This window comes from Brachyspira murdochii DSM 12563 (assembly GCF_000092845.1).
GTDB lineage: Bacteria > Spirochaetota > Brachyspiria > Brachyspirales > Brachyspiraceae > Brachyspira > Brachyspira murdochii.
Genome location: NC_014150.1, coordinates 1,777,953 through 1,801,959 on the forward strand (window position 1 = coordinate 1,777,953; position 24,007 = coordinate 1,801,959).

A 24,007-nucleotide genomic window follows, 5' to 3' on the forward strand; every position below is an offset into this window, starting at 1 on the left:
TATGGCATTAAAGTTTCAATACAATAAAACGGCTCTTCAAAACCTAAGACGCCAGCTTACTATTCGTGAGAAAGCTCTTCCTACTTTGAAAAGTAAAGAGGCAGCTTTACGTCTTGAGGTTAGAAAGATTACCGCTGAGATTGAATTACTTAAAGAAGAATATCAAAAATTAGTTAAAGAAAATCAAAACTACAATGGATTTTGGACTGATTTCCCAGAAATAGTAAAAATCAAAAAAATCAATTCAGAATTAAAAAACATTGCAGGTGTTAAAGTTTCTATACTATCTGATATAGACTTCGCTATTGAAAATGTCAGCCTTTTTAATATGCCTTCTTGGATTAGACTTGCTATCAGCATGTTTGAACGCCTTATGACTATTCAGGTAAAAATTGAAATGACTGAGGCTAGACTTAATGCTTTGGCTTATGCTAGGAAAAAAACTACTCAGAAAGTTAACCTCTATGAGAAAGTTCAAATCCCAGAATATAAAACTGCTATAATCAAGATTAAAAGGTATATGGAAGACGAAGACAATTTAAGTAAGTCTTCTCAAAAAATAGTTAAAGAAAGAAACAGAGCTAAGGAGGCGTCTTTATGATTAGAAAAATGAAGAAACTCTCTCTCTTTGTCTTTCATGAGGATAAGGAAAAAACTTTAAATGATTTAGCTTCTCTTGGGCTTGTGCATATAGAAATTGCAAATGGTGTTTCCAGCGAAGAGATAGATAATATCGCTGCTAAAAAACATGATGCTTCAAGAGCTAAAACTATCATTAATAATGCTTTGGCTGATGCTAAAAAAGCTAAAAAAGATGTTTCTAATGTTAAAGCTGAAAATACTTCTAAAAAAGCATCGGAAGTAATAGAAAATGTTATTAATACTTCTCAGGCTTCTGATAAATTAAAAACTGAAAGAGATACGCTTAAAAAAGAATTATCTGTTATAGCTCCTTTCGGTAATTTTAGCTTTGACAAATTGAATGACTTAAAAGAAAAAACTGGATATAATACTTTATTCTATAGTGCTAATGCTAAAGAATATAATGATTATAAACTTTCAGACCTTAAAGATATATTTACTTGCACTATCAAAGAAGAGGGCGGAAAAGTTTATTTTGCTGCTTTCAAAAAAGAAGGTACTGAAGAAACACTTCCTTTTGATATTATCAATATGCCTTCAAAATCTTATAATGATATAAATGCAAGAATAGCCGAACTTGATAAGGAAATCGAAAATAATGAAACAGAGATTATCAAAAATCAAGTATATATAGAAGCTATTGATAAAGAAATAGATACTCTTAATATATCTAATCACTTTGAAGAGGCTAAAGAAAGTTTTGTTGCTAGCGAAGGTACTGAAGGCAAAATACTTTATGTAGAAGCTTATGTACCTAAAGATAAAGAAAGTGAAGTAAAATCTTTATTAGATGCTAAAAATATAGCTTATATATTGGAAGACCCTAGTAAAGATGATAAAGTACCTGTTGAACTTAAAAACAATAAATATTCAGGTGCTTATGAGCTTATTACTAAATTATTCCAATTGCCGAATTATTTCGAGATAGATTTAACTCCTATGATAGCTGTTTTCTATCCGTTATTCTTTGCTTATTGTTTCGGCGATTCTGGTTATGGTGTAGTATTAACTATAGTTGCTTTGATAGGCTTATTCACTGTATTAAAGGGAAGTTTAAGAGGAGTAGGTATACTTGCTCTAACATTGGGTATATGTACTACTATTATGGGTATCATTAATGGAGGAAGTGTATTTGGTGTAAGCATACCTGCCAACACTCAAATACCTTTATTTGCTGCTTTAAGTAAATATTTGATTATTACTGATACTAAAGAAAATTGGTTCTTAACTCCATTTAATACTGCATTGCTTATAGGCGTACTTCATATATGTTTCGCTTTGGTTGTTGGTGTTGTAGACAGAATCAAAACCAGCTCTATAGGCGATATATTTGGTGCTATAGGTAAACTTCTATTTATACCGGGACTTGTTTTATGGTTCCTTGGCGATATGCAGAAAATGGAAGTTATTAAACAATTCAGCACTATATATTATGCTTTAATAGTTGTTGGTTTGGTATTCTTAGTAATACTTTCTAATGTTGGTAAAAAACCAGATGTGTTAAACTCTATACTTGGTGTGTACTTCGCTGCTACTGGTATAATGGGTGATACACTTTCATACATACGTTTGTTTGCTTTAGGTGCTTCTGGTTCTATATTAGCATTGGTAATAAACCAAATAGGTATGAGTTTCAAAGCTATACCGGGTGTTGGTGTGGTAATAATGGTGGTATTCCTTGTAGTAGGTCATATTGCTATATTCTTACTAAACATACTTGGTGCTTTGGTACACCCTTTGAGATTAACATTTGTAGAGTTCTACAATAACGTTGGTTTTGAAGGCGGCGGTAAAGAGTATAAGCCTCTTAAAAAAGCGGCTTGATTTAGTTTTAAGTTTTTTATAAATAAAAATTAATATAAAAATTATATTTCATTAATCTAAAAAAGGAGATTTTATTATGGGTTTTACAATGAACACAGCACTTTTATTAGGATATTTAGGTGCAGGCTTAATGGTAGGTATGTCTGGTATTGGTAGTGCGGTTGGTACTTCTATTTCTGCTATGACTACAGTTGGTGCTTTAAAGAAAAACAAAGATGCTTTCGGCAGCTGTCTTGTTTTAAGTGCTTTGCCTGGTACACAAGGTCTTTATGGTTTTGCTGCTTTCTTCATTATGCAGCCTTATTTGACAGCTGATATAAGCATATTCCAAGGTGCTGCTATATTAGGTGCTGGTATTGCTGTTGGTTTAGCTTGTATGGTTTCTGCTATATTCCAAGGTAAAGTTTGTGCTAATGGTGTTGAAGCTATAGGTAATGGTTATGATGTATTTGGTAACACTATCATCGTTGCTGTATTCCCAGAACTTTACGCTATCGTTTCTTTCGCTACTGCATTCTTAATCAGCGGTGTTTTAGGTGCTTAATTAAGTAATTAATAAAAGTGAATAAATAGAAATCCGTAGGAGTTAATCCTGCGGATTTTTTATTTGCATTATATTTTATTAAAATGAATATTAGATTTATTTTTAAACCATAAAATCAAATTCACTTCAATTTATTAACTGATAAAATAATAAAAATAACTATGAAATATAATCTTGTTATATACACACTTCTTATTAAATTTTTTACGTATTATAAATAATGCTAAAAAATTAAAAAAATTTGTTTAATTATAAATGGGGCGGGTGGGCGGGGTAATTAGATTTTAAATAAAATTTATATTCTATTTTTATACGGCATATTTTTATAAAAAAAACTTCTCTCTATAAAAAATCATAAAAAAATCGCTATTTTAGGCTTATTTTGTTAAAAAATAAAATTTTTTAAACTATTTTATAAATATTATTATTTTTGCTTTTTATATAAGTGTTAATATTTAATTTATGCATTAAATCATTCCATATGCATGTTTAAATTGTGCTTTGGGCTTTGTAATAAAAATCATTTTAATATTAAAATATAAAAATATATAAATATATAAACTTAAAAATTTTTAGTATATCTGCAATAATAATGAATAAAATCTTGACTTAATCTTTTATTTATGTTAGCATAATAGCTATATTTTATATGTTCGCATTATAGAATATTATTTTAATTTAGGAGTATATTTATGGCTGTAAAAGTAGCAATAAATGGTTTCGGACGTATCGGACGTCTAGTTTTTCAGGCATTGGTAGAACGCGGTTTATTAGGCAAAGAAATTGATGTAGTTGGTGTAGTAGATGTTAGTACAGACGCACAGTACTTTGCTTATCAATTAAAATATGACTCAGTTCATGGCAGAATGAAAGCAGACATTAGTCATGAAGGTGAAGATGTATTGGTAGTTAATGGAAATAAAATAAAATGTATTAAAGCAGCTCCATTAAATCAGTTAGAACAGCTTCCTTGGAAAGATTTGGGAGTTGAATTCGTTATAGAATCTACTGGTCTTTATACAGAAAAAGAAAAAGCAGAAGGACACATTAAAGCAGGTGCTAAAAAAGTTATTATTTCTGCTCCTGGTAAAGGCGATTTAAGAACTTTTGTTTATGGTGTAAACCATGAAGAATATGATCCTGCTAATCATCATGTAGTATCTAATGCTTCTTGTACTACTAACTGTTTAGCTCCATTAGTACATGTACTTCTTAAAGAAGGTATCGGTATAGAAACAGGTCTTATGACTACTATACACTCTTATACTGCTACTCAAAAAACAGTAGATGGTCCTTCTAAAAAAGACTGGAGAGGCGGACGTGCTGCTGCTGTAAACACAATACCTTCTACTACTGGTGCTGCTAAAGCTGTTGGTGAAGTATTACCTTCTACTAAAGGTAAATTAACAGGTATGAGTTTCAGAGTTGCTACTCCGGATGTATCTGTTGTAGACTTAACTTTCAGAAGTGAAAAAGAAACTTCTATCAAAGAAATTGATGCTTTAATGAAAAAAGCTTCTGAAACTTATATGAAAGGTGTTTTAGGTTATTGTGATGAAGAGCTAGTATCCAGCGACTTCATACATGATAACAGAAGTTCTATCTATGACTCTTTAGCTACTACTCAAAATAACTTAAAAGATGAAAAAAGATTCTTCAAAATCGTTTCTTGGTATGACAATGAATGGGGTTATTCTAACAGAGTAGTTGATTTATTATTATATATGTATAACAAAAAATAATTATATAAGTTATAATAATTAATTTATTAAGCTATAAGGAGGGTGTTATATTTAATTATAGCACCCTTTAAATTTTTATAGATATATGACACTAAATATTTTTTCTGCTTGTTATATATTTATAAGCAATAATAATAAAGGATTAAAACATGAAAAAAACAGTAAAAGATATTGATATTAAAGGTAAAAAAGTAATAATGAGAGTGGACTTTAATGTACCGCTTGATAAAGAAACTAGTTCAAAAATTACAGACACTACAAGAGTAGACGCTGCTATGCCTACTATAGAATATATACTTTCTCAAGGTGCTTGCCTTATACTTATGAGCCATTTAGGAAGACCTAAGGGAGAGCCTAATCCTAAATATTCTCTTAAACCAGTTTATGATTATTTGAAAACTAAACTTCCGAATAATAAAGTAGAATTTGCTAAAGACTGTATAGGAGAAGAAGTTAAAAAACAGGCTTCTGAACTTAAAGCAGGCGATGTACTTTTACTTGAAAACTTAAGATACCATGCAGAAGAAGAAAAAAATGATCCGGCATTCTCAAAACAATTAGCTGATTTGGCTGATGTTTATGTTAATGATGCTTTCGGTACTGCACACAGAGCACATGCTTCTACAGCTGGAATAGTATCTGCTAAAGCTGGTATGCCTGCTGTTGCCGGATTCTTAATGGAAAAAGAAATTAAATATTTAGGCGATGCTGTTGCTAATCCTGCTCGTCCTTTTGTTGCTATAATAGGCGGAGCTAAAGTTTCTTCAAAAATTTCTGTACTTAAAAACTTACTTAACAAAGTTGATACTTTAATAGTTGTAGGAGGTATGGCTTATACTTTCCTTAAAGCTCAAGGATTGGAAATAGGTTCTTCTTTATGCGAAGATGATTATATATCTACTGCTAAAGAGATTATGGATAAAGCAAAAGAATTAAATAAGACTTTATATTTGCCTGTTGATAATGTTATAGCTGATAAATTTGATAATGATGCTAATATAAAAGTAGTAGATTCTAATGCTATACCTGCAGGCTGGATGGGTATGGACGTTGGACCTAAAACTTTGAAAGAGCTTGAAGATATACTTAAAAATGCTAAAACAGTTGTTTGGAACGGACCATTAGGTGTGTTTGAAATGTCTAATTTTGCTAAAGGTACATTTGAAGTAGCTAAATTTATAGCTAATTCTGATTGTGTAAGCATTATCGGCGGAGGTGATAGTGTATCTGCTGTTAATAAATCAGGTGTTGCTGATAAGATGACACATGTATCTACAGGCGGCGGAGCTTCTTTAGAGTTCCTAGAAGGAATTGAATTACCAGGTATCGCAGTATTACAGGACAAATAATATATTATAGTTAGATTTGAGTAAATTAAAATATTGAGCCCGTAGTAACTTTAGTTGCTGCGGGTTTTTTAGCGAACTATTTTTTAATTAATAAAGATAGTATCATATAAATAATTACAGTATTATTTCTTTAGTTTTTATATATGTTTTATTGACTTTTATTATAAAAATGTTAAATTATAGAAATTAATATTGGTATACATTTTTTTAAAATTGAATGTATTTATACTTGACAAAAAAAACTTATGTATTATCATAACTTAAAAATTATACGAATTATGGAGTAAATGAAAATGGAAGAGTTAGAATCTATGAATTTATTAGATGAATTATTAAATAATAATGGTTATTTTGCAAAGTTTGATGATGATGAAGATGACTATGATAATGATGATTATAGTGATGATGATGATTTTGATGATGATGATTATGATGACGACTATGACGACGATGATTTTGACGACGATGATTTTGATGATGACTACGATGATGACGATGACGACTATGATGATGATTATGACGATGATGATGACTACGACGATGATGACGACTACGACGACGATGATGATATAGATGATTTTGATGACGATTTTGACGATGATTTTGATGATGATGATGATTACGATGACGATTATGACGATGATGATTTTGACGACGACTATGATGATGACGACTATGATGAATAATTAATTTTTATAATGTATAAAGCAATACTGATAAATTAGTATTGCTTTATTATAAAAAGGGCTATTGATGTCAGAGAAAAAATTCAGAAAATTTAATAATAATAACAATAAAGAAAACAGCAGCAAGAAGTTCTACAGCAGCAATAAAAAAAATAAAAATAATTTTTATAAAAAAAAATACAATCATAATAATCAGTATAAATATCATGAAAAAACTATAGAGGAATATGAGAGAAATTATTTAAAAAGACGTATGAAAGAGGACGTTGAAAGACCGCTTTGTCCTATATGTAATGAGCCTATTTATATTATAGAAGAAGCAATAAGACATAATGCTAGCGGAGAATTAGCACATTTTGAATGTATATTAAATGAGATTAAAGAAAATAATTCATCAGAGATGGAAGATGAAGATAAAATAGTTTATCTTGGTTCAGGTACATTCGGCATTATACAGGAAAGACAAAACGGAAAGAATACTAGATTTTTTGTTCGTAAAAGAATAAATTATGAGAATAAGAAAGTAAAAAGAGTAGAAGATGATACAGATCCGGAAGAGGAGGAATTATTTAATGTATGATATACCTCTGGGGTTTTCATCTGCTGCTGTAAAATCTGGTCTTAAAAATAATGATTATGATTTGGCTGTTATAAAAAGCGAGCCTCCTAGTGTGGTATCAGCACTTTATACTCAAAATAGTTTTCAGGCTGCTCCGATTATTTTTTCAAAAAAGAATGATAAAAATAATATAGATTTACTTATAGTAAACAGTAAAATAGCAAATTCTCTTACAGGAAAAAAAGGCTATGATGATGTATTAGATATAGCTAAATATGCTTCAGAAGTTTTTAACATAAAAAAAGAAAATATATTAACGGCTTCTACTGGAGTTATCGGCGAATATCTTGATACAAAAAAAATCAAAGAAGGAATTAAAAAAGCAAGTAATTCTATGAAATTTGATTTTGATAACATTGCAAGAGCTATTCAGACCAGAGATAAATTTAATAAAATATACACTTCAAGTATGGAAGTATCAGGTAAAACAGCAAGATTTTATGCAGCTGCTAAAGGAAGTTCTATAGTTCACCCTAATATGGCTACGGTTTTACTTTTTATATTTACTGACTTGAATGTAGAAAAAACGGCACTTGGTAAGGCATTTAAAGAGGCTGTGAATAAAACGTTAAATAGAATATCTATAGACGGTGAAACTTCTACTAATGATATGGCACTCATTATGGCTAATGGTGCTTTAAATAATAAGCCTATCACTGAAAGAAATAAAAAGCTATTTAAAGAATTAAAAAATAAATTAGATGAAATTTGTGCATATCTTGCCAAAATGATAATACTTGACGGCGAAGGTATGACAAGAACTATAATCGTATCAGTAAAAAGGGCTAAAACGCAGAATGATGCTTTTTATGCAGCTCAGAAAATAGCTGTTTCAAATTTGGTAAAGATATTATTTCTTTCTAAAAATCCTAATTTTGAAAAAATATTATCTGTTTTGGGAAATATTAATATCAATATAAATAATTTATCACTACAGGTTAATGATGTTTATATATATAGAAATGGGGTAATTAATAAAAATAAAGAAGATATAGCAAAGCTAAAAAAAGATATTGATAGTGAAAGAAAAGAAAATTATATAACTATAGATTTGGGCTTCAATACCAAATATGAAGATTATTATTATTTTACCGATTTAACTCAGGAATATATATCAATACATTCGTCTTACAATATATAATCTTTTATATTCTTAAAAACAAAATTGACAAAACAGCTTCATTTTAGTATAATAAAATAAAAAAGTGATTTTTGTTATGCTAGAATTAATTTTATTTCCAAATTATAAAGCAAAAAATAATTATCTTAAAGATAAATTCAAAAAATATACAATGGATATAAGCAATTATCAGATACTCCATAGATATTATAAAGATAATAAAGAAAAGTTTTTTATAAGCTACAGAATAGATAATCAAAAACAATATATAGATGAATCAATAGCAATAATCAATATTCATAATATATTAAACGAATACAAATATAATAATAAAAACTCTGTAATAGCAAAACAAAATATTACATATGAGCTTGCATACACTTTATACAAACTTATAGAAGAAATTACTTTAGCTAAATTTTATGGTTTTGATTTGAATAAATATAAAGAGCTTAAAGAGATAAATACAGTTATAAGGCATTATAAAGAATATAATAAACAAAATGATCTTTTAGATGAGTTCGATATATTTGAGCTTTTTATAGAGGCTATAAAAAATAGAGAGCTTGATTATTTGAATGAGTATAATAGTATAATCATTTATGGTTTTGAAAAGATACCGCCTTTGCATTTAATATTTTTAGAGAGCCTTAAAAAATATTATAATATAAATGTGAAAGTGGAACTTCCTTATGACATGAAAAAATATTTTTATGATTATAGATCATTTTATCAGGGTATTGATAATTTTGATATTAGTACCAATTCGGATTTTTCAAAGTCGCTTATAGATAAAACTAATTTAACTAAATATAAAGAAAGAATAAAGTTTATAGCTGGTTTCGGAGCAAAACAGGAAGTTGACACTGCAGTAGATGAGATAATAAAATTAATAAAAAATGGTACTCCTTTATATGATATAGGTATAATATTTTCGGATATTCAAAAATACAGCGATATAGTTTCAAGAAGATTAAAAGAATGTTCTATCAAGTTTAATGAAAGAAGGGCTAATTTTGTTTGGAAAGTGCCTATAATACCAGTGCTTACTTCTATATTTTCTATACTTGATAAATATAATGGTGAGCTTAATATAGACGCTTTAATAAAGGTTCTCTCCTCTTCATATATGAAAAATCTTGATGGATTAAATCCTTATAATATAAGAGACTTGATTTATTCTTATGATAAGTATGATAAATATAATTCAGTAGAGATATATTCAAAGATGGCTTTTAATGATTTCAAAGATAAAATAGCGAGAAAGTTTAATAACAATAATACTTCAAAAACTATAATAGAGTTTATTGATTTACTTAATATATTGGTATCAAAGAAAACTTATAAAGAAATAGGGCTTGCTTATATAAATATTTTAAAATTTTTAAAAATTGGTTCTATGTCTTATGATGATGAATATGAAAAGGAATATTATAATAGAGATAATGAGGCATTGGCAATTTTTATTGATTTAGTGCTTACAATATCATATACTGAAGAGATAGAAACTATAGAAAATGAGAGTATAAGTCATTTTGATTTTCAAACTGCTTTGAATGTATTATTAAGAGATAAGTCTCTTATGGACAATGATGATAAAGAAATTTCTCTTACTGTAAGCAATTTATATGATGCTAGGGGACTTAGATTTAAGCATTTATTTATATTGGGCATGAATAATGATTTTATAAACAGAAGACCTAATGTATTTTTTATAAGTGAGAAATTGAGAGAAAGTATCAATAAAGATTTGAAAAAGCATGCATTTAATACTCAGCATTATTTATCAGATATTTCTTATGCTTTATTTTTGAATATATTATCTTACTGCTATGAAGAAACTCATGTTTATTTTTCTTTCAGATTAAAAGATGATAATGGTAATTTGGAAGTTCCTTTTTATTATCTGGAAGATTTATATAATGAAATGTATCATAATGATTTTAAATTTGATAATTTAAAAGAAAACGGACTTATATACAGAAAAGAATATATACAAAAAGAAAATAATATTCACACTAATAAAGAAAATTTAATGAGTTTATTTTTTAATCATGATGCGGCATATTATATAGATGATGTAAAAAGCATTATGAATAAAGTATATCATAAGAGAAATAAAAACGGATATAATAATTTTGATAATAAAAGCGAAGAGATAAAAACATTTTTCTATAATATTTTTAAAAGTCCAGTTTCAGTTACAACTCTTCAGTCTATAATGGAATGCTCTGCAAAGTTTTTTTATTCGAGTTTATATCAAAAAGATTCTGTTGAGGCTAAAGTTCAGGGAATAAATCGTGCTGATAAAGGTATTACTTATCATAGATTTTTTCAGAAGTTTTATGAAGATGTTAAAGGCAAATCAGCTATTTTTGACTGCTCGCTTAAAGAAGAAGAGTTTAATACTTACTGCAATATAGCTGATGAAGTAGTAGAAGAGCATATTAATAAAATGATAGAATCATACTCAAAAAAAGATTTGGAGGAGAGGTATTTTATTGAGTATCAGTTAGATCAAAATATTATAAAAAAGGAAGCATTAAATGTTATGCATGCCTTTATAAGAAAAGAAATTATTACAAATAAAGTTAAAGATATGAACGAGGGTTATCATTATATACCTTTTGATTTTGAAAGGAGAATAGGATTTGATGAAAAAGAATCTGTAATATATAAAAAAGGTGATTTCACATTAAAGATAAGAGGTGTAATAGACAGAATAGATTTCAGCTATAAAGATGATAAATATAAAAATATAAATGGTGTTAGGATAGCGGATTATAAAGGAAGCCCTAGAACAGAAAAAAAAGAGAAAAAAGAAAAAACAAATATAGAAATTATAAAAGAAACAATACTTACATATCTTCAGCCTATACTTTATTTGAAATTAATTTTAAGCGAATATATAAAAAATAATGTAGCAGAAAAAATAGAACACTGTGAAGTGGTATTTACTATATACAGAGAAAAAGATGTTATAGATGAGAATACTGAAATAAATGAAGTATATAATGACAGGGATTTTTTACTTTCAGTATGCGGATATATAGAAAGCGAATATAATTTGAATGATTATTTTGATGAAGTATTTGAAGATATTTTAAATGGAAAACTTAAATATAGTCCAAGTATAAGTAACTGCGATGGCTGTTATAATGCACCTTACTGCGAACATGTATATCAAAAAGAAGAGTAAATAATATTTTTAACTCTCTAAAGTTTTTAATAATTCTTCTTCGATTATACGCATATAACTTGCAAAATCTTTTATACTTTCAAAATTATTATTTTTTGCTGAGGGAATTTTTAAGGCGTATTTATATATTTTACAATTAATGTTACTGTATTTATTGTTTAAATTTCCTATATAATCATAATCTTTATAATTATTATTTTCAGTAGGATAAATAAAACCAGCCTTTTTAGCATTAAGTGTATAAGCGTATGATACTATTTGATGTTTGTCATTTCTATCTATATTTTCACTGATGTAATTATCAAGCCTTTTATATTTGGCATCAAGCACTATATTATTATTTTCTGATAATTTATAGAAGTCTGGATAAACTATCCAAGCATTATTAAGTAGGTTTATACCATTTTTTGAGGTTCTATTTTCGGCATGAATAAAATTTATTTTGCTTAAAAAAGTATTTAAATACTCTTCAAAAATCCAAGCACCATCAAATAATAATCCATATACAGTGTTATCATCACTTCCATATTTTAATTTTTCATGCCTTAATATTTGAATGCATATTTTTCTTAAAGGCTCATATTCATAATAGTAGGGGTGCGATAATTTTTTTAAGTTTTTATTTATAATGCTTTCTCTTTTATTTTTCTCATAACTAGGAGTTGAATAAAATATCTGCTGAATATAATTTTTTATTTCATTGTCATAGCCTAAAATATATCTGTTTTTCGTGTTTATATATTCTATAGTGTGCCTTATTAATTGTGTCATATTATTATCATAGCTGTATTCTCTGGTATTGTACGAAATTTTACCATTAAAAGGAATATTATTTTTGATGTATCTGTTAATATCAATAGTTCCTTTTACATGACAATCATTATGTTTTATTAATTTGTACTGCTTAAAAAGTCCCTGTCTTAATGCTTTCTTAAAAAAACTAATAAACATGTAAATCAAAAAATCAAATGAATTATCATAATCCTTACTATGCTCCAAATTAATAATATTAAGATTAAGAACTTTCATAAGTATGTAGTGCAGAAAATAATCATTATCATCATCTGCAAATCTTGAAGATATTTTTATTTGAATATTTTTATAGCTAATAAATCCCATTATATTATTGGTGCATATACTGTCATTAATAATATCAAATATTTTACTTTCTTCTTCCAAGTCTTTACTTTCTTTTCTAGAGTGAGGAAATATTATAATACTATCTCTCACACTAGAAAGAGTTTTGCCTGCAATTTCTTTAATTGAGCTTATATCTTCTTCAGAAATATTTTCCTTTATACTTATTAATTTTTCATGTTTAGTATTATCTTTTAATTTAACAATTTTATTATTTGTGTTATTCATATTATTATTTTTATTATAAACTTATAAAATTATATATAATAATTAATTATCATCATTTAAGTAATAAGCACTTTTTAATTCATCAAGTTTATTTTCAGCATCAGGCATACCCCTTAAATACTCATATAAAAGTCCTTTCAAATGATTCTCCCACGAATTATTAAATGCCTCTTCTTTATTATCTATTGAATTGTCATAATAATTTTTTAGTTTCAGAAAATAGGAAGCCCCTATATGATATGAAGAATTAAATCCTTCAATTTTCTCTATTGCCTCATTTAACTTGTTCATTCTGTCTTTAGCTTCATCTAGTATTCCATTATCTAAAACATTATCAAGCATATATTGTGTGTCTTTAGCTTTAATTTCTTTCCAAGCAAATCTCCTACGCATAGCAAAGTCCATACTCTCAACGCTTCTATCAATATCATTCATAGTTCCTATTATATAAACATTCTCTGGTACAAAGAAACCATCTTCAAATTCATCATCTGTTTCATCATTACTAATCAAATTATTATATTGTGTTTTTACTCTTCCTATTTCTCCTCTGTATCCAGTATCAATAGCAAAAAATAATTCTCCAAAAATTTTGGAAATCTCTCCTCGGTTAATCTCATCTATTATAAATACAAAATTTTTCTTTTGAACTTTTTCTATTGTTATATCATTACTATTTAATTCTTTTTCTATTTCAGAATTATATTTTTCATAGAATGCTTTTAAAAAACCATGAATATATGTATGCTTTCCTTTATATCCAAATTCATTAATGAAATCCTGATATTCCAATTTATTTTTTACTTCAAATACTTTAATAAATTTTTTATAAAAATCTATAATGGTATCTAAAGTTAATGTAATATACAATCTAGATTTTATTTGAGGTGCAAAATACACTGAATCATTATTTAATTCTATTTCTTTTAATGGAGATGCTTTCCTATCAATACCATCAATTTCGAAATATCCTTTTTCATTTATTATATTAGAAACATCGTCTATAAATTTAATTAAATTATTTTTGATAATAGTATCTTTATTTAATTCTGAAACATCTTTTTGACTATCAATTAAATTCTTCAATGCTCTTTTACAAAATTCTTTAAAAACTCCATCCTTTCTTTCAAATACCATATTGCCATTACTATCTTTAATGGGTCTTAATCCTTCAACAAAATCTGTGTAATCATAAGAAGGGTGAAACTGCACAAACTTGCATTGATTTTTGAAATTATCATCATCTTCCAAATCTTCTGTGTATTCCTTATTATTGCCAAAAATCATTTTAGCTGCAATTTGTTTAGCCAAATAGGTTTTTCCTGTACCCGGAGCTCCTGTGAGTATGAGATTATAATTTTCTTTAAGAAGTTTGATGCAGTTTTCTTTTAGGTTTTCCATATGCATATTTCCTGAATATTTTTTTAATAATTTATCTATATTATCTTTAGTGATGATGTCTTTAATATTGCAGAATCTTCTTGCCTGAGAGCCGAAATTAAATTCATCTTCCAAACTTAACTTGTATAATTCGGCTTTAACGCATAATATAGTATCATCAATATAAGAAAGATAATTTTTAATTTGCTCTTTATCTTTATTGTTATATTCTTTTATTAATTTATCTAATGTGATAGAATCTGAAATAGCTATACCTACAGCTTTTACTTTTATACCTTCAGCAATGACTATTTTTGTGCCTTTTTTGATGTATGTATTTTTTACTTTTTCTAAAGCCTTTTTATAATCTGCATCATTATCTTTAAATCCCACAAATACTATATTATATTTGAGAAATATTTCATCTAAAAGCGATTTATCTCCCCATCTGCTTCCAAAATAAACATATGACATTAAAATATCCTAACACTTAATATTTTATAAGTATATAAAAACAAACTATAAAATCAATGTTCTTGTATAGTAAATTATTTGTTATATGGTTAAAAAAACATAAGTTATATAAAAATAGTTTTGTAGTTATAAACTATTTATTATTATCATCAGTTTTAAGTACGCTTATGAATGCATCTTGAGGTATCTCCACGCTTCCGATGGCTTTCATTCGTTTTTTACCTTCTTTTTGTTTTTCAAGAAGTTTTCTTTTTCTTGTGATGTCGCCTCCGTAACATTTGGCTGTAACATTTTTTCTTAAAGCACTAATATTTTCGCGTGCTATAATTCTTCCTCCTATTGCCGCCTGTAATGGAATCTGAAACATATGTTTTGGAATGAGATGTTTTAATTTTTCTATGATTTGTCTTCCCCGGCTTTCAGCATTGCTTCTATGTGCCATAAATGATAAAGCGTCTACCACTTCTCCATGAACAAGTATGTCAATTTTTTCTATTTGGCTTTCTCTGAAGTCTGAAAAATCATAATCGAATGAAGCATACCCTCTTGATATGGATTTTAATTTATCGTAAAAGTCGTAAACTACTTCTATTAAAGGCAAGTCAAATTTAATTTCTGCTCTTTTATCATCTAAATAATTTAATGATGTCTGCGTACCTCTTCTGTCTATACAAAGAGATATAATATTACCCAAATAATCGGTAGGCACTATTATAAGAGCATTTATAAAAGGCTCATAACATTTTTCTATATACTGTGCAGTAGGAAAATCTGCAGGGTTGTCAATAATTTTCTCTTCGCCGTTTGTGAGTTTTAATTTTACCTCTACCGAAGGGCTAGTTATTACAAGATTGAGATTAAACTCTCTTTCAAGTCTTTCCTGCACAATCTCCAAATGTAAAAGTCCTAAAAATCCGCATCTGTATCCGAAGCCCAAAGCTATAGAGCGTTCTGGTTCATATACTAAAGAAGCATCATTTAATTTTAATTTTTCTAATGCCTTCTGAAGACTAGTATAATCTTCATCTTCAGCTGGAAATATGCCGGCAAATACCATAGGTAGAACTTCTTTATATCCTATTAAAGGCTCATCAGAAGGATTTTCTTCAAGCGTTATTGTATCTCCTATTTTTATATCGGATATATTTTTAATGCCTGCAATAATGTAACCTACCTCTCCGCTTTTAAGTTCATTAGCTGATTTAAGCCCAAGTAAAAGTGTGCCGCATTCTTCAACTTCGTACTCTGCTTTAGTTTCCATTAAAAGAAGTTTATCATTCTTTTTTATAGAGCCGTCAAATACTCTCACTATCATAACAGCCCCTCGGAAAGGATCATAATAAGAATCAAATATTAATGCTCTAGTTTTTTTATTAGTATTGTCTTTTGGAGCAGGTATCATCTTAACAACTGCTTCAAGTATTTCATCAATGCCTATATCATTTTTAGCACTTGCAAGTACAACATCGTCTTTATTAACGCCGAACTCTTTTTCCATCTGTTCCTTACAAAGTTCAATATTGGCAGCCGGCAAATCTATTTTATTAATAACAGGGACAATCTCCAAATTATTTTCAAAAGCAAGATAAAAGTTAGAAATAGTCTGAGCTTCCACCCCTTGAGCAGCATCCACCACTAATATAGCACCCTCGCATGCAGCAAGTGAACGGGAAACCTCATAATTAAAGTCAACGTGTCCGGGAGTATCTATCAAATTAAGAGTATATATTTCTCCGTCTTTAGCCTCATAAGAAAGTTTTACGGCTTGGCTTTTTATAGTTATTCCTCTCTCTCTTTCTATATCCATAGAGTCTAATATCTGAGCTTTCATCTCTCTGCTTGATACTGCTTTGGTATGCTCTATAATTCTATCGGCTAATGTACTTTTACCATGGTCAACATGTGCTATGATACAGAAATTTCTAATTTTTTCAGCGTATGACATTTATAAAATATATCCTTAAAAATAAAGTATAATTATATTGATGATATATTATAATATAGTGAGTGCGTTTTTGCAAATTATTTTTTACAATGAGTATTAATTATTCAACTTGAAATATATCGTCCATTATTTCTCTTTGCTTAATTTTAGCATTATCTATTTTTAATTGAGCTTGATCTATTTGTTTTTTGCAATCTAAAATAGTATTTGATATTTCATTTTGTATATTTAAATCAGGTATAGGAATTTGTAATTTTTCTATTCTATCTATAGAAGCTCTCAAATTTCTATTAAAACCGTATTCCTTTCCAACTATATTAAAAGCATAATTAAAATATATCATGTTTACAGAATTATCAATACATTTTATAACACCGCAATGATCTGTAGGATAAAAAGGATTATTTGGGAGTATATAATTTGTCATCCAATCACCATCTATGCCCCATAATACAAATGTGAAATCAAAATTATCAAATAACAATTCATCAATATATCCGAAAGGTTTATATACATTTGCACTATAAATAGGGTACTTACCATTTTCTTTGATATTCTTTTGTAATACTCTTTTACCTATAGTTATTTGAAATTTAGTTTTATCAGATAACTTACATTTATCATAATTGACAAAATCTAAACTATTAATTTTATCATTTAATTCTTTAATTATTTTTTCTTGTTCTAAAATGATATTTTCCTGTTCGTCCATAAGAGAAACTATTTCTTTCTGCTTTTCAATATTTAAATTTGGTATTTTTATTTTAGATAAATCTTTTTCATATACATGCGGTTGATTGGAACCTGTTTTTAAATCATAGATTAAATCCTGCAATTTTTTTAATGAATAATATATATATTTAGTAATATATTTTTCTTCATCAAGTGAACGTATTACATTACAATCTGATGCCCAAATTTTATAATTATGGTACCATACATATCCTGCACTTCCAGAAGCACTTACAGTTATACAATTCTCATTTTGATTATATTCTGAATGAGAATATGGAGAAGTTTTTCCGCCAGCTATAACAGGTATATTTCCATTTTTTACTTTATTTTTTGTTATAGATTTTCCTTTTACTATAGATGATATTGCCCCTAATAAAATTAATCCATATTCAGTTAATATTTTTTTTTTAATATTTAAATTAATTCTATTAACAAAATTATCAGCCTCAAAATTAAAACAATCCTTTAAATCTAAAACATATATATTTTTTTCTAATTCTTTAACTACTTTAGGATAATTATCATAAAAAGCTTGAATCATATAATAATTAGCTTTATTTATATTATTATTATTTATATCGTTTTCATCTAATAAACTACCTAAATATGTACCTTCTTTATTTCTTTCTTCTGTTATTCCTTCACTTCCCCTTCTATTACTGAAACTATATCCCAAAAATTTTTTTTCATCATCTTTTTCACCTGTATCAATTATCAAAATTTTTTTATCTTTACACATATTTATATAACTTTCTTTATTCTCTAAACGAATAGGTTTTTCCCTTTTTTGTAAAAATAATACAACAGTATTTGTGCCTGTAGCTTGAAATGCATTAGATCCTAATTTTACAATTCCTTTTAAATAAAAATTTTCAAATATGATAGTTCTTGCCTTTTCATAAAGTCCGTCATTTTGAAGTATAGAAACAGGAAGTATAATTGCAGCATACCCATTAGGTTTTAATAATTGTTTCATGCGCTCTATAAATATTACTTCTATTTCTTTACTGCTATCTGTTATATCTTTATACAAATCAAAAGCATTATTAGAACTCCTATCCATTATAGCTTTAAATCCGCTTACAGAATAAGGAGGATTTGAAACAACTATATCAAATCTTTCATTTTCTTTATTTATAGTATCTAATAATGTACCTCTGTAATCATCATGATTAAAAGGATAAATACCTGAAGTTTGAAGTATTTGGGCTTCACCATCTCCATTAAAAAAACATGATAGTTTAGTTGTCTTTACAAGTCTGTAATCATTTTCTATGCCATATATATTTTTTTCAGCCCAAATAAATTGATCAGGATCATCATTATATCTTTCTAAAATAGTTCTAACTGTTTTTAATATATCTAAATTTTCTTTTCCTATTTCTAAAAGAGATTTTTGAATTATGTCCATAACTTCTGTTAAAAAGTGTCCGCTTCCGCATGCAAAATCTATAACTTTTGGAATAAAATCTTTATTTCCAGAAAGAATTTTTTCTTTAATAATTTTTTTTATTGGAATAGATTGTACAATGAATCTAGTTAATATTCTTGGTGTAAAGAATTGTCCCACTTCCTGTTTAAAACCTGTATTTAAAAGATTTTCAAAAAAGTCTCCTAAAAATTGATGTTTTTCTGTATATCTGAATTGATATCCTTGTAATAATTCAACAACTTCTTTAACTATAGATGTATTTCTTTTAAAGTCTCTTTCATCAAATATATCAACAAATGAAAACTCTTGATTTTTATAAATCATAGCCTGCATTAATGACTCTCTTAATTCTTTTTCATTTTTTTGTTTGATATCATCGAGTTTTATATAAAAAATAATTTTATTTAAATAATCTTTCATTCCGCTTTGAAATAATTGATTGAGTCTATCAATAAATATTTCATAATTATCTGTAGCTTCACGCCATTGAAAACATAATTCTTCATTTTCTTTTGTATTATCTTCATCAAATACTTTACATACAAATAGATTAAATATTTTATTAAATGCATTAGGTTTATCTGAAACTACATTGTGTCTTAATATCTCTAAAAATTGGTTGTATATATTTTTACCATCTTCTGGTGTTATTGTTTTCAAATCCTTTTTTAAAAGAGCTTTTGCTTGTATTCCATATGGTAAAATATCTTCTTCAAATATTCCATTAAATGAAAATTGTTTATTCCATCTATTATATATTTCTTCTACATTAGCAAGTGTCTTTAATTCTTCATCAATTTTTACTATTTCATTTTTGTACTCTATTTTTTCAATATCATTTAATCTTGAAGTATATAAGCATAAATATTCAGCATTTCTATCTTGATTATAATAACTAAATAGTTGTCCTCCTTTTTTATCCTTATCCAACATATTTTTATATTCTTTGTTAAACTCATTACCCCAAGTTTTACATTCTATCATCAAGTATGATACATTATATTTTGAAACAAGTATGTCTAGTTTGCCTTTCTCTTTTCTACCCATTTCCCACTTTTTTTCAAGTGTTATACTATCAGGACTGTATCCTTTTTCTAAAAGTCTGTCAACACATTCCAAAACAACAAAATTTTCACTATTTTCAAAATTAGATGTAGTTTCATCTCCTAATGTTATTTTTTTATTAAAATTATTGTCTGAATAAAAAATTTTTTCTTTTTCAAAATCCACATTTATAGTGTAATTATTTTTATATTTTTTATTAAATATTTTAGAATTGATTTCTTTATATCCTAAAGCATATAATAGTTTTTTTATATATTCAATAGATAATTTCAATTTATAGTCCTAGTTTTCATAAATACAATGTTTATTATTATAATATATAAATACATTTTTGCAAATGATTTTTATTCATTACTTATGCCTATATTAACATATATATTATAAAAAAATAGCTTGACTTTTTTATAATATTTTATATTTTATAATAAATACCTATCGTATGTATATTTATTTGTTTATGAATAAAGTAATTATTTTTGTATTATCTGCATTATTTATTCTGATTTCTTTATCAGCATGCCGTAATAATTCTAATAAAGCTGAAGATAAAAAAATATATAATAATACTTCTGTAAAGGTTGGAATATATGTTTATGATTATCCTCTTCTTTATTTGAGCAATGATAATTTAGGCGGCTTTGATTATGATATAATGAATGAAATAGCAAAGGCAGAAAACTTAAAATTAGAATATATACAAACTCCATTTTCTGAGCTTATACCTTCTTTGCAAAATGATATGATTGATATTGCTATAGCTGGAATAAGCATTACCGAAGAGAGAAAAAAACTTGTGAGTTTTTCAGATAAATATTATAGTTCATCTCAAAGCATTATTGTGCTTAAAGATAATAATGATATAAAAGTATTTGATGATTTGATTGGTAAGAGAGTAGGTGTTATAAAAGATACTATTTCGGATACTATTATATCAGCCTCAAATAATATTAATGTTGTAAGATTTGATATTGCAGGCAGTGCTTTGCTTTCTTTGAAAATAGAAAATGTAGAAGCTGTTATGCTTGACAGAGTTACTTGCAATAATTATATAAGATATGATAATGATATAAAAATAGCAGAGGATATTATATTTCCAGAACTTGATTATGCTATAGCTTTAAAAAAGAATAATAGTATTTTACTAAAAAAAATTAATAGCGGTCTTAATACAATAATGAGTAACGGAGTGTATGAAAATCTCATAAATAAGCATTTTAATTAAACATTAATATATTAATAAATTGCTTGACTTTTTTTATATATGAATTACTTTTATATCATCTTATTAAATCCCATATGCATTTATTTTAGGAAGAAAATAATAATGATAAAGAAAATCATTTTAATTATATCAATTATTTTATTTGTATCATGCACTAATAGTTCTAATAATACCGCTTCTAATATAGATAATCTGAATAATAGATATATAAATGTAGGCATATATGTTTATGATTATCCTTTTGGTTATATTTCTAATGGTAATATAGGCGGATTTGATTATGATTTGATGAATGAAATTTCAAGAATATCAGGTTTAAAGATGAATTTTAATCCTATGAAGTTTGAAGAGCTTATGTCTGCTTTGGAATCTCATAAGATTGATGTTATTATAGCTGGAATGACTGTAACAGAAGAGAGAAAAGAGCTTGTGAATTTTTCAGATAAATATTATACGACTAGTCAGGCTGTAATTGTAGAGAAGAGCAATACAAATATAAATAAAGAAGAAGATTTGATAGGTAAAAATGTAGGTGTAATAATAGGAACTGTAGCAGATAGTATGATTTCAAAGATAGATGCAATTAATATAGAAAGATTCGATACAGGAAGCAGTATTATACTTGCTTTGAAAGTTAGAAAGGTAGATGCGGCTGTATTTGATAAAACTACATGTGAGCATTTTGCTGCTTATGATAATGACATAAAAATAGTGCAGAAAATTAAATTTCCTGATGAAGATTATGCTATAGCTTTTAGAAAAGAAGATACTAATTTATTAGATACTGTAAATAAAACTTTAAAAGAGATTATGACAAGCAGTTTTTATGATGAGCTTATGGCAAAACATTTAAATAGCAATTAATTATTAGTATCTTCAAAAAATATATTAATAACAGCATTGATATTTATTATGCTTATTGGGCGTATATAATATTTAGTCTTTTCTAATAGTATAAATTTATCTTTATCTATTTTTGAGTTTTTATAATTCATTATATATTTAATCCCGTTTGAATGAATTGATGTATATTTTATATTTAGGGTTAATCTCTCTTCATCATATTTTTCTGTATAATTTACTATATCAAAATAAAGTATTTGTTCTGTTTTATTAAATTCTATATTTTCTATTTTTTGGAATTTTGCTATTATAATTTTTGCTCTGTCATTTTTATTGAAGTAGTCATATTTAAAATCTATATTAAGTATATCATTATAGCTTTCAGCAAATAATTCTTCATTGTTTTTTGATATTCTTAATTCTTCTAAAAGTTTACAATTAATTCTATCATTTAGTATAACGGAAGTTTTTTTGCTTGATGATATTCTCTCTTCGTTATTGACTTTATAATTTATAAATTTAAATTTATGTTTGGAAATTTCTTCTATTGATATATTATTTTCAAAATGAATTTTTTTTCTGTAATTGCTTCTGATATCATCATATGATATTTTTGCATTATCGTAGAATGTAGGTATTACATAAGAGAAGAAAGATACTTTTTTGGCATTAATATTATATAAATAAGCACTAGCTCCCAAATATCCAGTAGAACTTATCCAAGGATAAGCCCCAAGTCCTAAAAACTCTCCGCTTGTTCTGTTTATATATTTACTTCTAATCTCTCCAGTAAGCATTTTCACTGTTTTATTATCATTTTCTTTCTTTGCTTTTTCTATTACATGTATTGTATTATAAAGTCTTGATAATGATGCAAATGCAAACAATTTATTAAAAGAAGCTCTTTTATTTATCATAGCATCAATACTCTCAGCAATACTTCTAAATATCTTTGCTATTTCAGGCATATTTTTTACCTGAAGTTTTACACTTAATTGTTCTGATATATCAAAGTCTTTTTCGCTGCATGAGTAAAATCCTTTTTCAAATATATTTTCTGCAAACTCTTTTGCAAATTTTAAAATATTTTCATCTATCTCTTTATCTTCTTCTTTTATATCTTCTAAAGTTCCGTACGTTTCTTTGTATTTTAATATCGCTATTATTTTATGTGCACAAAGCGAGGAATCTTTGCATGAACATACTGCCTTTTTTATACTGTCTTTTTTAGGAAAATAAATAATTGTATTTTCTTCTGGAATATTAATTTCAAGCATAGCATTTTCGTTAATCTCTGCCTCAATATTTTCATAAAACCTGTCTAATGCATATTCAAAATTTATTTTAGTGCTTAATTTTCTAATTTCATCGAAGCTTATATTTTTAACTTCATCAAATGTATTATTTGTTATATCATTGTTTTTTTCTTTTGTTTCTTTATTATTATTTTCATTGTTATTTTCATTGTTATTTTCATTGTTATTTTCTATATCATCATCTGCTTTATTTTCTGTATCAAGATGTTCTATATATAAAAGCGACATTATAATATGTTTGCAAATATCTTTTGACGGGCATGTACATTTGCTTGATTTTATATCTTCATCATTAAGTATTACTTCTATTTTCTCTCCTGTATCTATTGTAACTTTTATTTTATTATTATCTTCTTCAATTTTTATTTTTTCAGGTGTATTATTTATAATATTATCAATATCTTTAACAGAACGATTGTATATACCTTTATTTGTTAGAGTAAGAAGAAATGTTTCATTTATATATTGTTTCAAGTTGTTAATTTTTTCAGTCATTTTATAAGCC

16 protein-coding genes are annotated in these 24,007 nt (G+C 26.7%); 11 read left to right on the top strand and 5 right to left on the bottom strand.

Annotated elements, in window-relative coordinates; genetic code table 11:
- Position 1 precedes the first annotated feature (1 nt).
- The 9 genes from BMUR_RS07790 to BMUR_RS07830 all read left to right on the top strand — a co-directional run bounded on the left by BMUR_RS07790 (position 2) and on the right by BMUR_RS07830 (position 11,725).
- Positions 2 to 601 (top strand): V-type ATP synthase subunit D, encoded by a 600-nt coding sequence (locus BMUR_RS07790; RefSeq protein ID WP_008721418.1) that lies wholly within the window; start codon positions 2 to 4, stop codon positions 599 to 601.
- Positions 598 to 2,466, top strand: coding sequence for a V-type ATP synthase subunit I (locus BMUR_RS07795; protein WP_013114056.1), 1,869 nt, complete (start codon positions 598 to 600; stop codon positions 2,464 to 2,466). Before BMUR_RS07790 ends, BMUR_RS07795 begins: the two co-directional genes overlap by 4 nt.
- Positions 2,467 to 2,542: 76 nt before the next feature.
- Complete coding sequence (locus tag BMUR_RS07800) at positions 2,543 to 3,010, top strand: V-type ATP synthase subunit K (RefSeq protein ID WP_008721414.1); 468 nt, start codon at positions 2,543 to 2,545, stop codon at positions 3,008 to 3,010.
- A gap of 692 nt (positions 3,011 to 3,702) precedes the next feature.
- Positions 3,703 to 4,752 (top strand): type I glyceraldehyde-3-phosphate dehydrogenase, encoded by a 1,050-nt coding sequence (gap, locus tag BMUR_RS07805; RefSeq protein ID WP_013114057.1) that lies wholly within the window; start codon positions 3,703 to 3,705, stop codon positions 4,750 to 4,752.
- 149 nt (positions 4,753 to 4,901) lie between these two features.
- Positions 4,902 to 6,101: a phosphoglycerate kinase gene (locus BMUR_RS07810; RefSeq protein ID WP_013114058.1), complete on the top strand. Its 1,200-nt coding sequence runs from the start codon at positions 4,902 to 4,904 to the stop codon at positions 6,099 to 6,101.
- Between the two features lie 293 nt (positions 6,102 to 6,394).
- Positions 6,395 to 6,787 carry a hypothetical protein gene (locus tag BMUR_RS07815; RefSeq protein WP_013114059.1) on the top strand — a complete coding sequence of 131 codons (393 nt, stop codon included), beginning with the start codon at positions 6,395 to 6,397 and terminating at the stop codon, positions 6,785 to 6,787.
- Positions 6,788 to 6,854: 67 nt separating this feature from the next.
- Entirely contained in the window at positions 6,855 to 7,367 is a 513-nt protein-coding gene (locus BMUR_RS07820; RefSeq protein WP_013114060.1) for a hypothetical protein, read from the top strand.
- A complete protein-coding gene (argJ, locus tag BMUR_RS07825) occupies positions 7,360 to 8,547 on the top strand; it encodes a bifunctional ornithine acetyltransferase/N-acetylglutamate synthase (protein WP_013114061.1) in 1,188 nt (395 codons plus the stop codon). Before BMUR_RS07820 ends, argJ begins: the two co-directional genes overlap by 8 nt.
- A 76-nt stretch (positions 8,548 to 8,623) precedes the next feature.
- The gene (locus BMUR_RS07830; protein ID WP_013114062.1) at positions 8,624 to 11,725 is read left to right on the top strand and encodes a PD-(D/E)XK nuclease family protein; all 3,102 of its coding nucleotides are present in this window, start codon (positions 8,624 to 8,626) and stop codon (positions 11,723 to 11,725) included.
- A 9-nt stretch (positions 11,726 to 11,734) separates the two neighbouring features.
- Here the strand turns inward: BMUR_RS07830 and BMUR_RS07835 are convergent, their stop codons facing one another.
- From BMUR_RS07835 to BMUR_RS07850, 4 genes are all read right to left on the bottom strand, one after another.
- Positions 11,735 to 13,090, bottom strand: coding sequence for an McrC family protein (locus BMUR_RS07835; protein ID WP_013114063.1), 1,356 nt, complete (start codon positions 13,088 to 13,090; stop codon positions 11,735 to 11,737).
- A gap of 42 nt (positions 13,091 to 13,132) precedes the next feature.
- Positions 13,133 to 14,944, bottom strand: a complete 1,812-nt coding sequence (locus BMUR_RS14980; RefSeq protein ID WP_013114064.1) for an McrB family protein — start codon at positions 14,942 to 14,944, stop codon at positions 13,133 to 13,135.
- A 133-nt stretch (positions 14,945 to 15,077) separates the two neighbouring features.
- The gene (gene lepA / locus BMUR_RS07845; protein ID WP_013114065.1) at positions 15,078 to 16,889 is read right to left on the bottom strand and encodes a translation elongation factor 4; all 1,812 of its coding nucleotides are present in this window, start codon (positions 16,887 to 16,889) and stop codon (positions 15,078 to 15,080) included.
- 100 nt (positions 16,890 to 16,989) lie between these two features.
- Positions 16,990 to 20,394, bottom strand: coding sequence for an N-6 DNA methylase (locus BMUR_RS07850; protein ID WP_013114066.1), 3,405 nt, complete (start codon positions 20,392 to 20,394; stop codon positions 16,990 to 16,992).
- A gap of 184 nt (positions 20,395 to 20,578) precedes the next feature.
- Between BMUR_RS07850 and BMUR_RS07855 the strand changes: the two genes are divergently transcribed.
- Entirely contained in the window at positions 20,579 to 21,343 is a 765-nt protein-coding gene (locus BMUR_RS07855; protein ID WP_041749995.1) for a transporter substrate-binding domain-containing protein, read from the top strand.
- Between the two features lie 105 nt (positions 21,344 to 21,448).
- Positions 21,449 to 22,207, top strand: a complete 759-nt coding sequence (locus BMUR_RS07860; protein WP_041750098.1) for a transporter substrate-binding domain-containing protein — start codon at positions 21,449 to 21,451, stop codon at positions 22,205 to 22,207.
- Here BMUR_RS07860 and BMUR_RS07865 read toward each other — a convergent pair.
- The gene (locus BMUR_RS07865; RefSeq protein ID WP_013114069.1) at positions 22,204 to 23,997 is read right to left on the bottom strand and encodes an SWIM zinc finger family protein; all 1,794 of its coding nucleotides are present in this window, start codon (positions 23,995 to 23,997) and stop codon (positions 22,204 to 22,206) included. The two genes, BMUR_RS07860 and BMUR_RS07865, sit on opposite strands and share 4 nt — an antisense overlap.
- Between the last annotated feature and the right edge of the window lie 10 nt (positions 23,998 to 24,007).

Excerpts from the sequence above, each read along its gene's own strand:
- BMUR_RS07790 (WP_008721418.1), top strand. The coding sequence starts at position 2 with ATGGCATTAAAGTTTCAATACAATAAAACGGCTCTTCAAAACCTAAGA.
- BMUR_RS07795 (WP_013114056.1), top strand. The coding sequence starts at position 598 with ATGATTAGAAAAATGAAGAAACTCTCTCTCTTTGTCTTTCATGAGGAT.
- BMUR_RS07800 (WP_008721414.1), top strand. The coding sequence starts at position 2,543 with ATGGGTTTTACAATGAACACAGCACTTTTATTAGGATATTTAGGTGCA.
- gap (WP_013114057.1), top strand. The coding sequence starts at position 3,703 with ATGGCTGTAAAAGTAGCAATAAATGGTTTCGGACGTATCGGACGTCTA.
- BMUR_RS07810 (WP_013114058.1), top strand. The coding sequence starts at position 4,902 with ATGAAAAAAACAGTAAAAGATATTGATATTAAAGGTAAAAAAGTAATA.
- BMUR_RS07815 (WP_013114059.1), top strand. The coding sequence starts at position 6,395 with ATGGAAGAGTTAGAATCTATGAATTTATTAGATGAATTATTAAATAAT.
- BMUR_RS07820 (WP_013114060.1), top strand. The coding sequence starts at position 6,855 with ATGTCAGAGAAAAAATTCAGAAAATTTAATAATAATAACAATAAAGAA.
- argJ (WP_013114061.1), top strand. The coding sequence starts at position 7,360 with ATGTATGATATACCTCTGGGGTTTTCATCTGCTGCTGTAAAATCTGGT.
- BMUR_RS07830 (WP_013114062.1), top strand. The coding sequence starts at position 8,624 with ATGCTAGAATTAATTTTATTTCCAAATTATAAAGCAAAAAATAATTAT.
- BMUR_RS07835 (WP_013114063.1), bottom strand. The coding sequence starts at position 13,090 with ATGAATAACACAAATAATAAAATTGTTAAATTAAAAGATAATACTAAA.
- BMUR_RS14980 (WP_013114064.1), bottom strand. The coding sequence starts at position 14,944 with ATGTCATATGTTTATTTTGGAAGCAGATGGGGAGATAAATCGCTTTTA.
- lepA (WP_013114065.1), bottom strand. The coding sequence starts at position 16,889 with ATGTCATACGCTGAAAAAATTAGAAATTTCTGTATCATAGCACATGTT.
- BMUR_RS07855 (WP_041749995.1), top strand. The coding sequence starts at position 20,579 with ATGAATAAAGTAATTATTTTTGTATTATCTGCATTATTTATTCTGATT.
- BMUR_RS07865 (WP_013114069.1), bottom strand. The coding sequence starts at position 23,997 with ATGACTGAAAAAATTAACAACTTGAAACAATATATAAATGAAACATTT.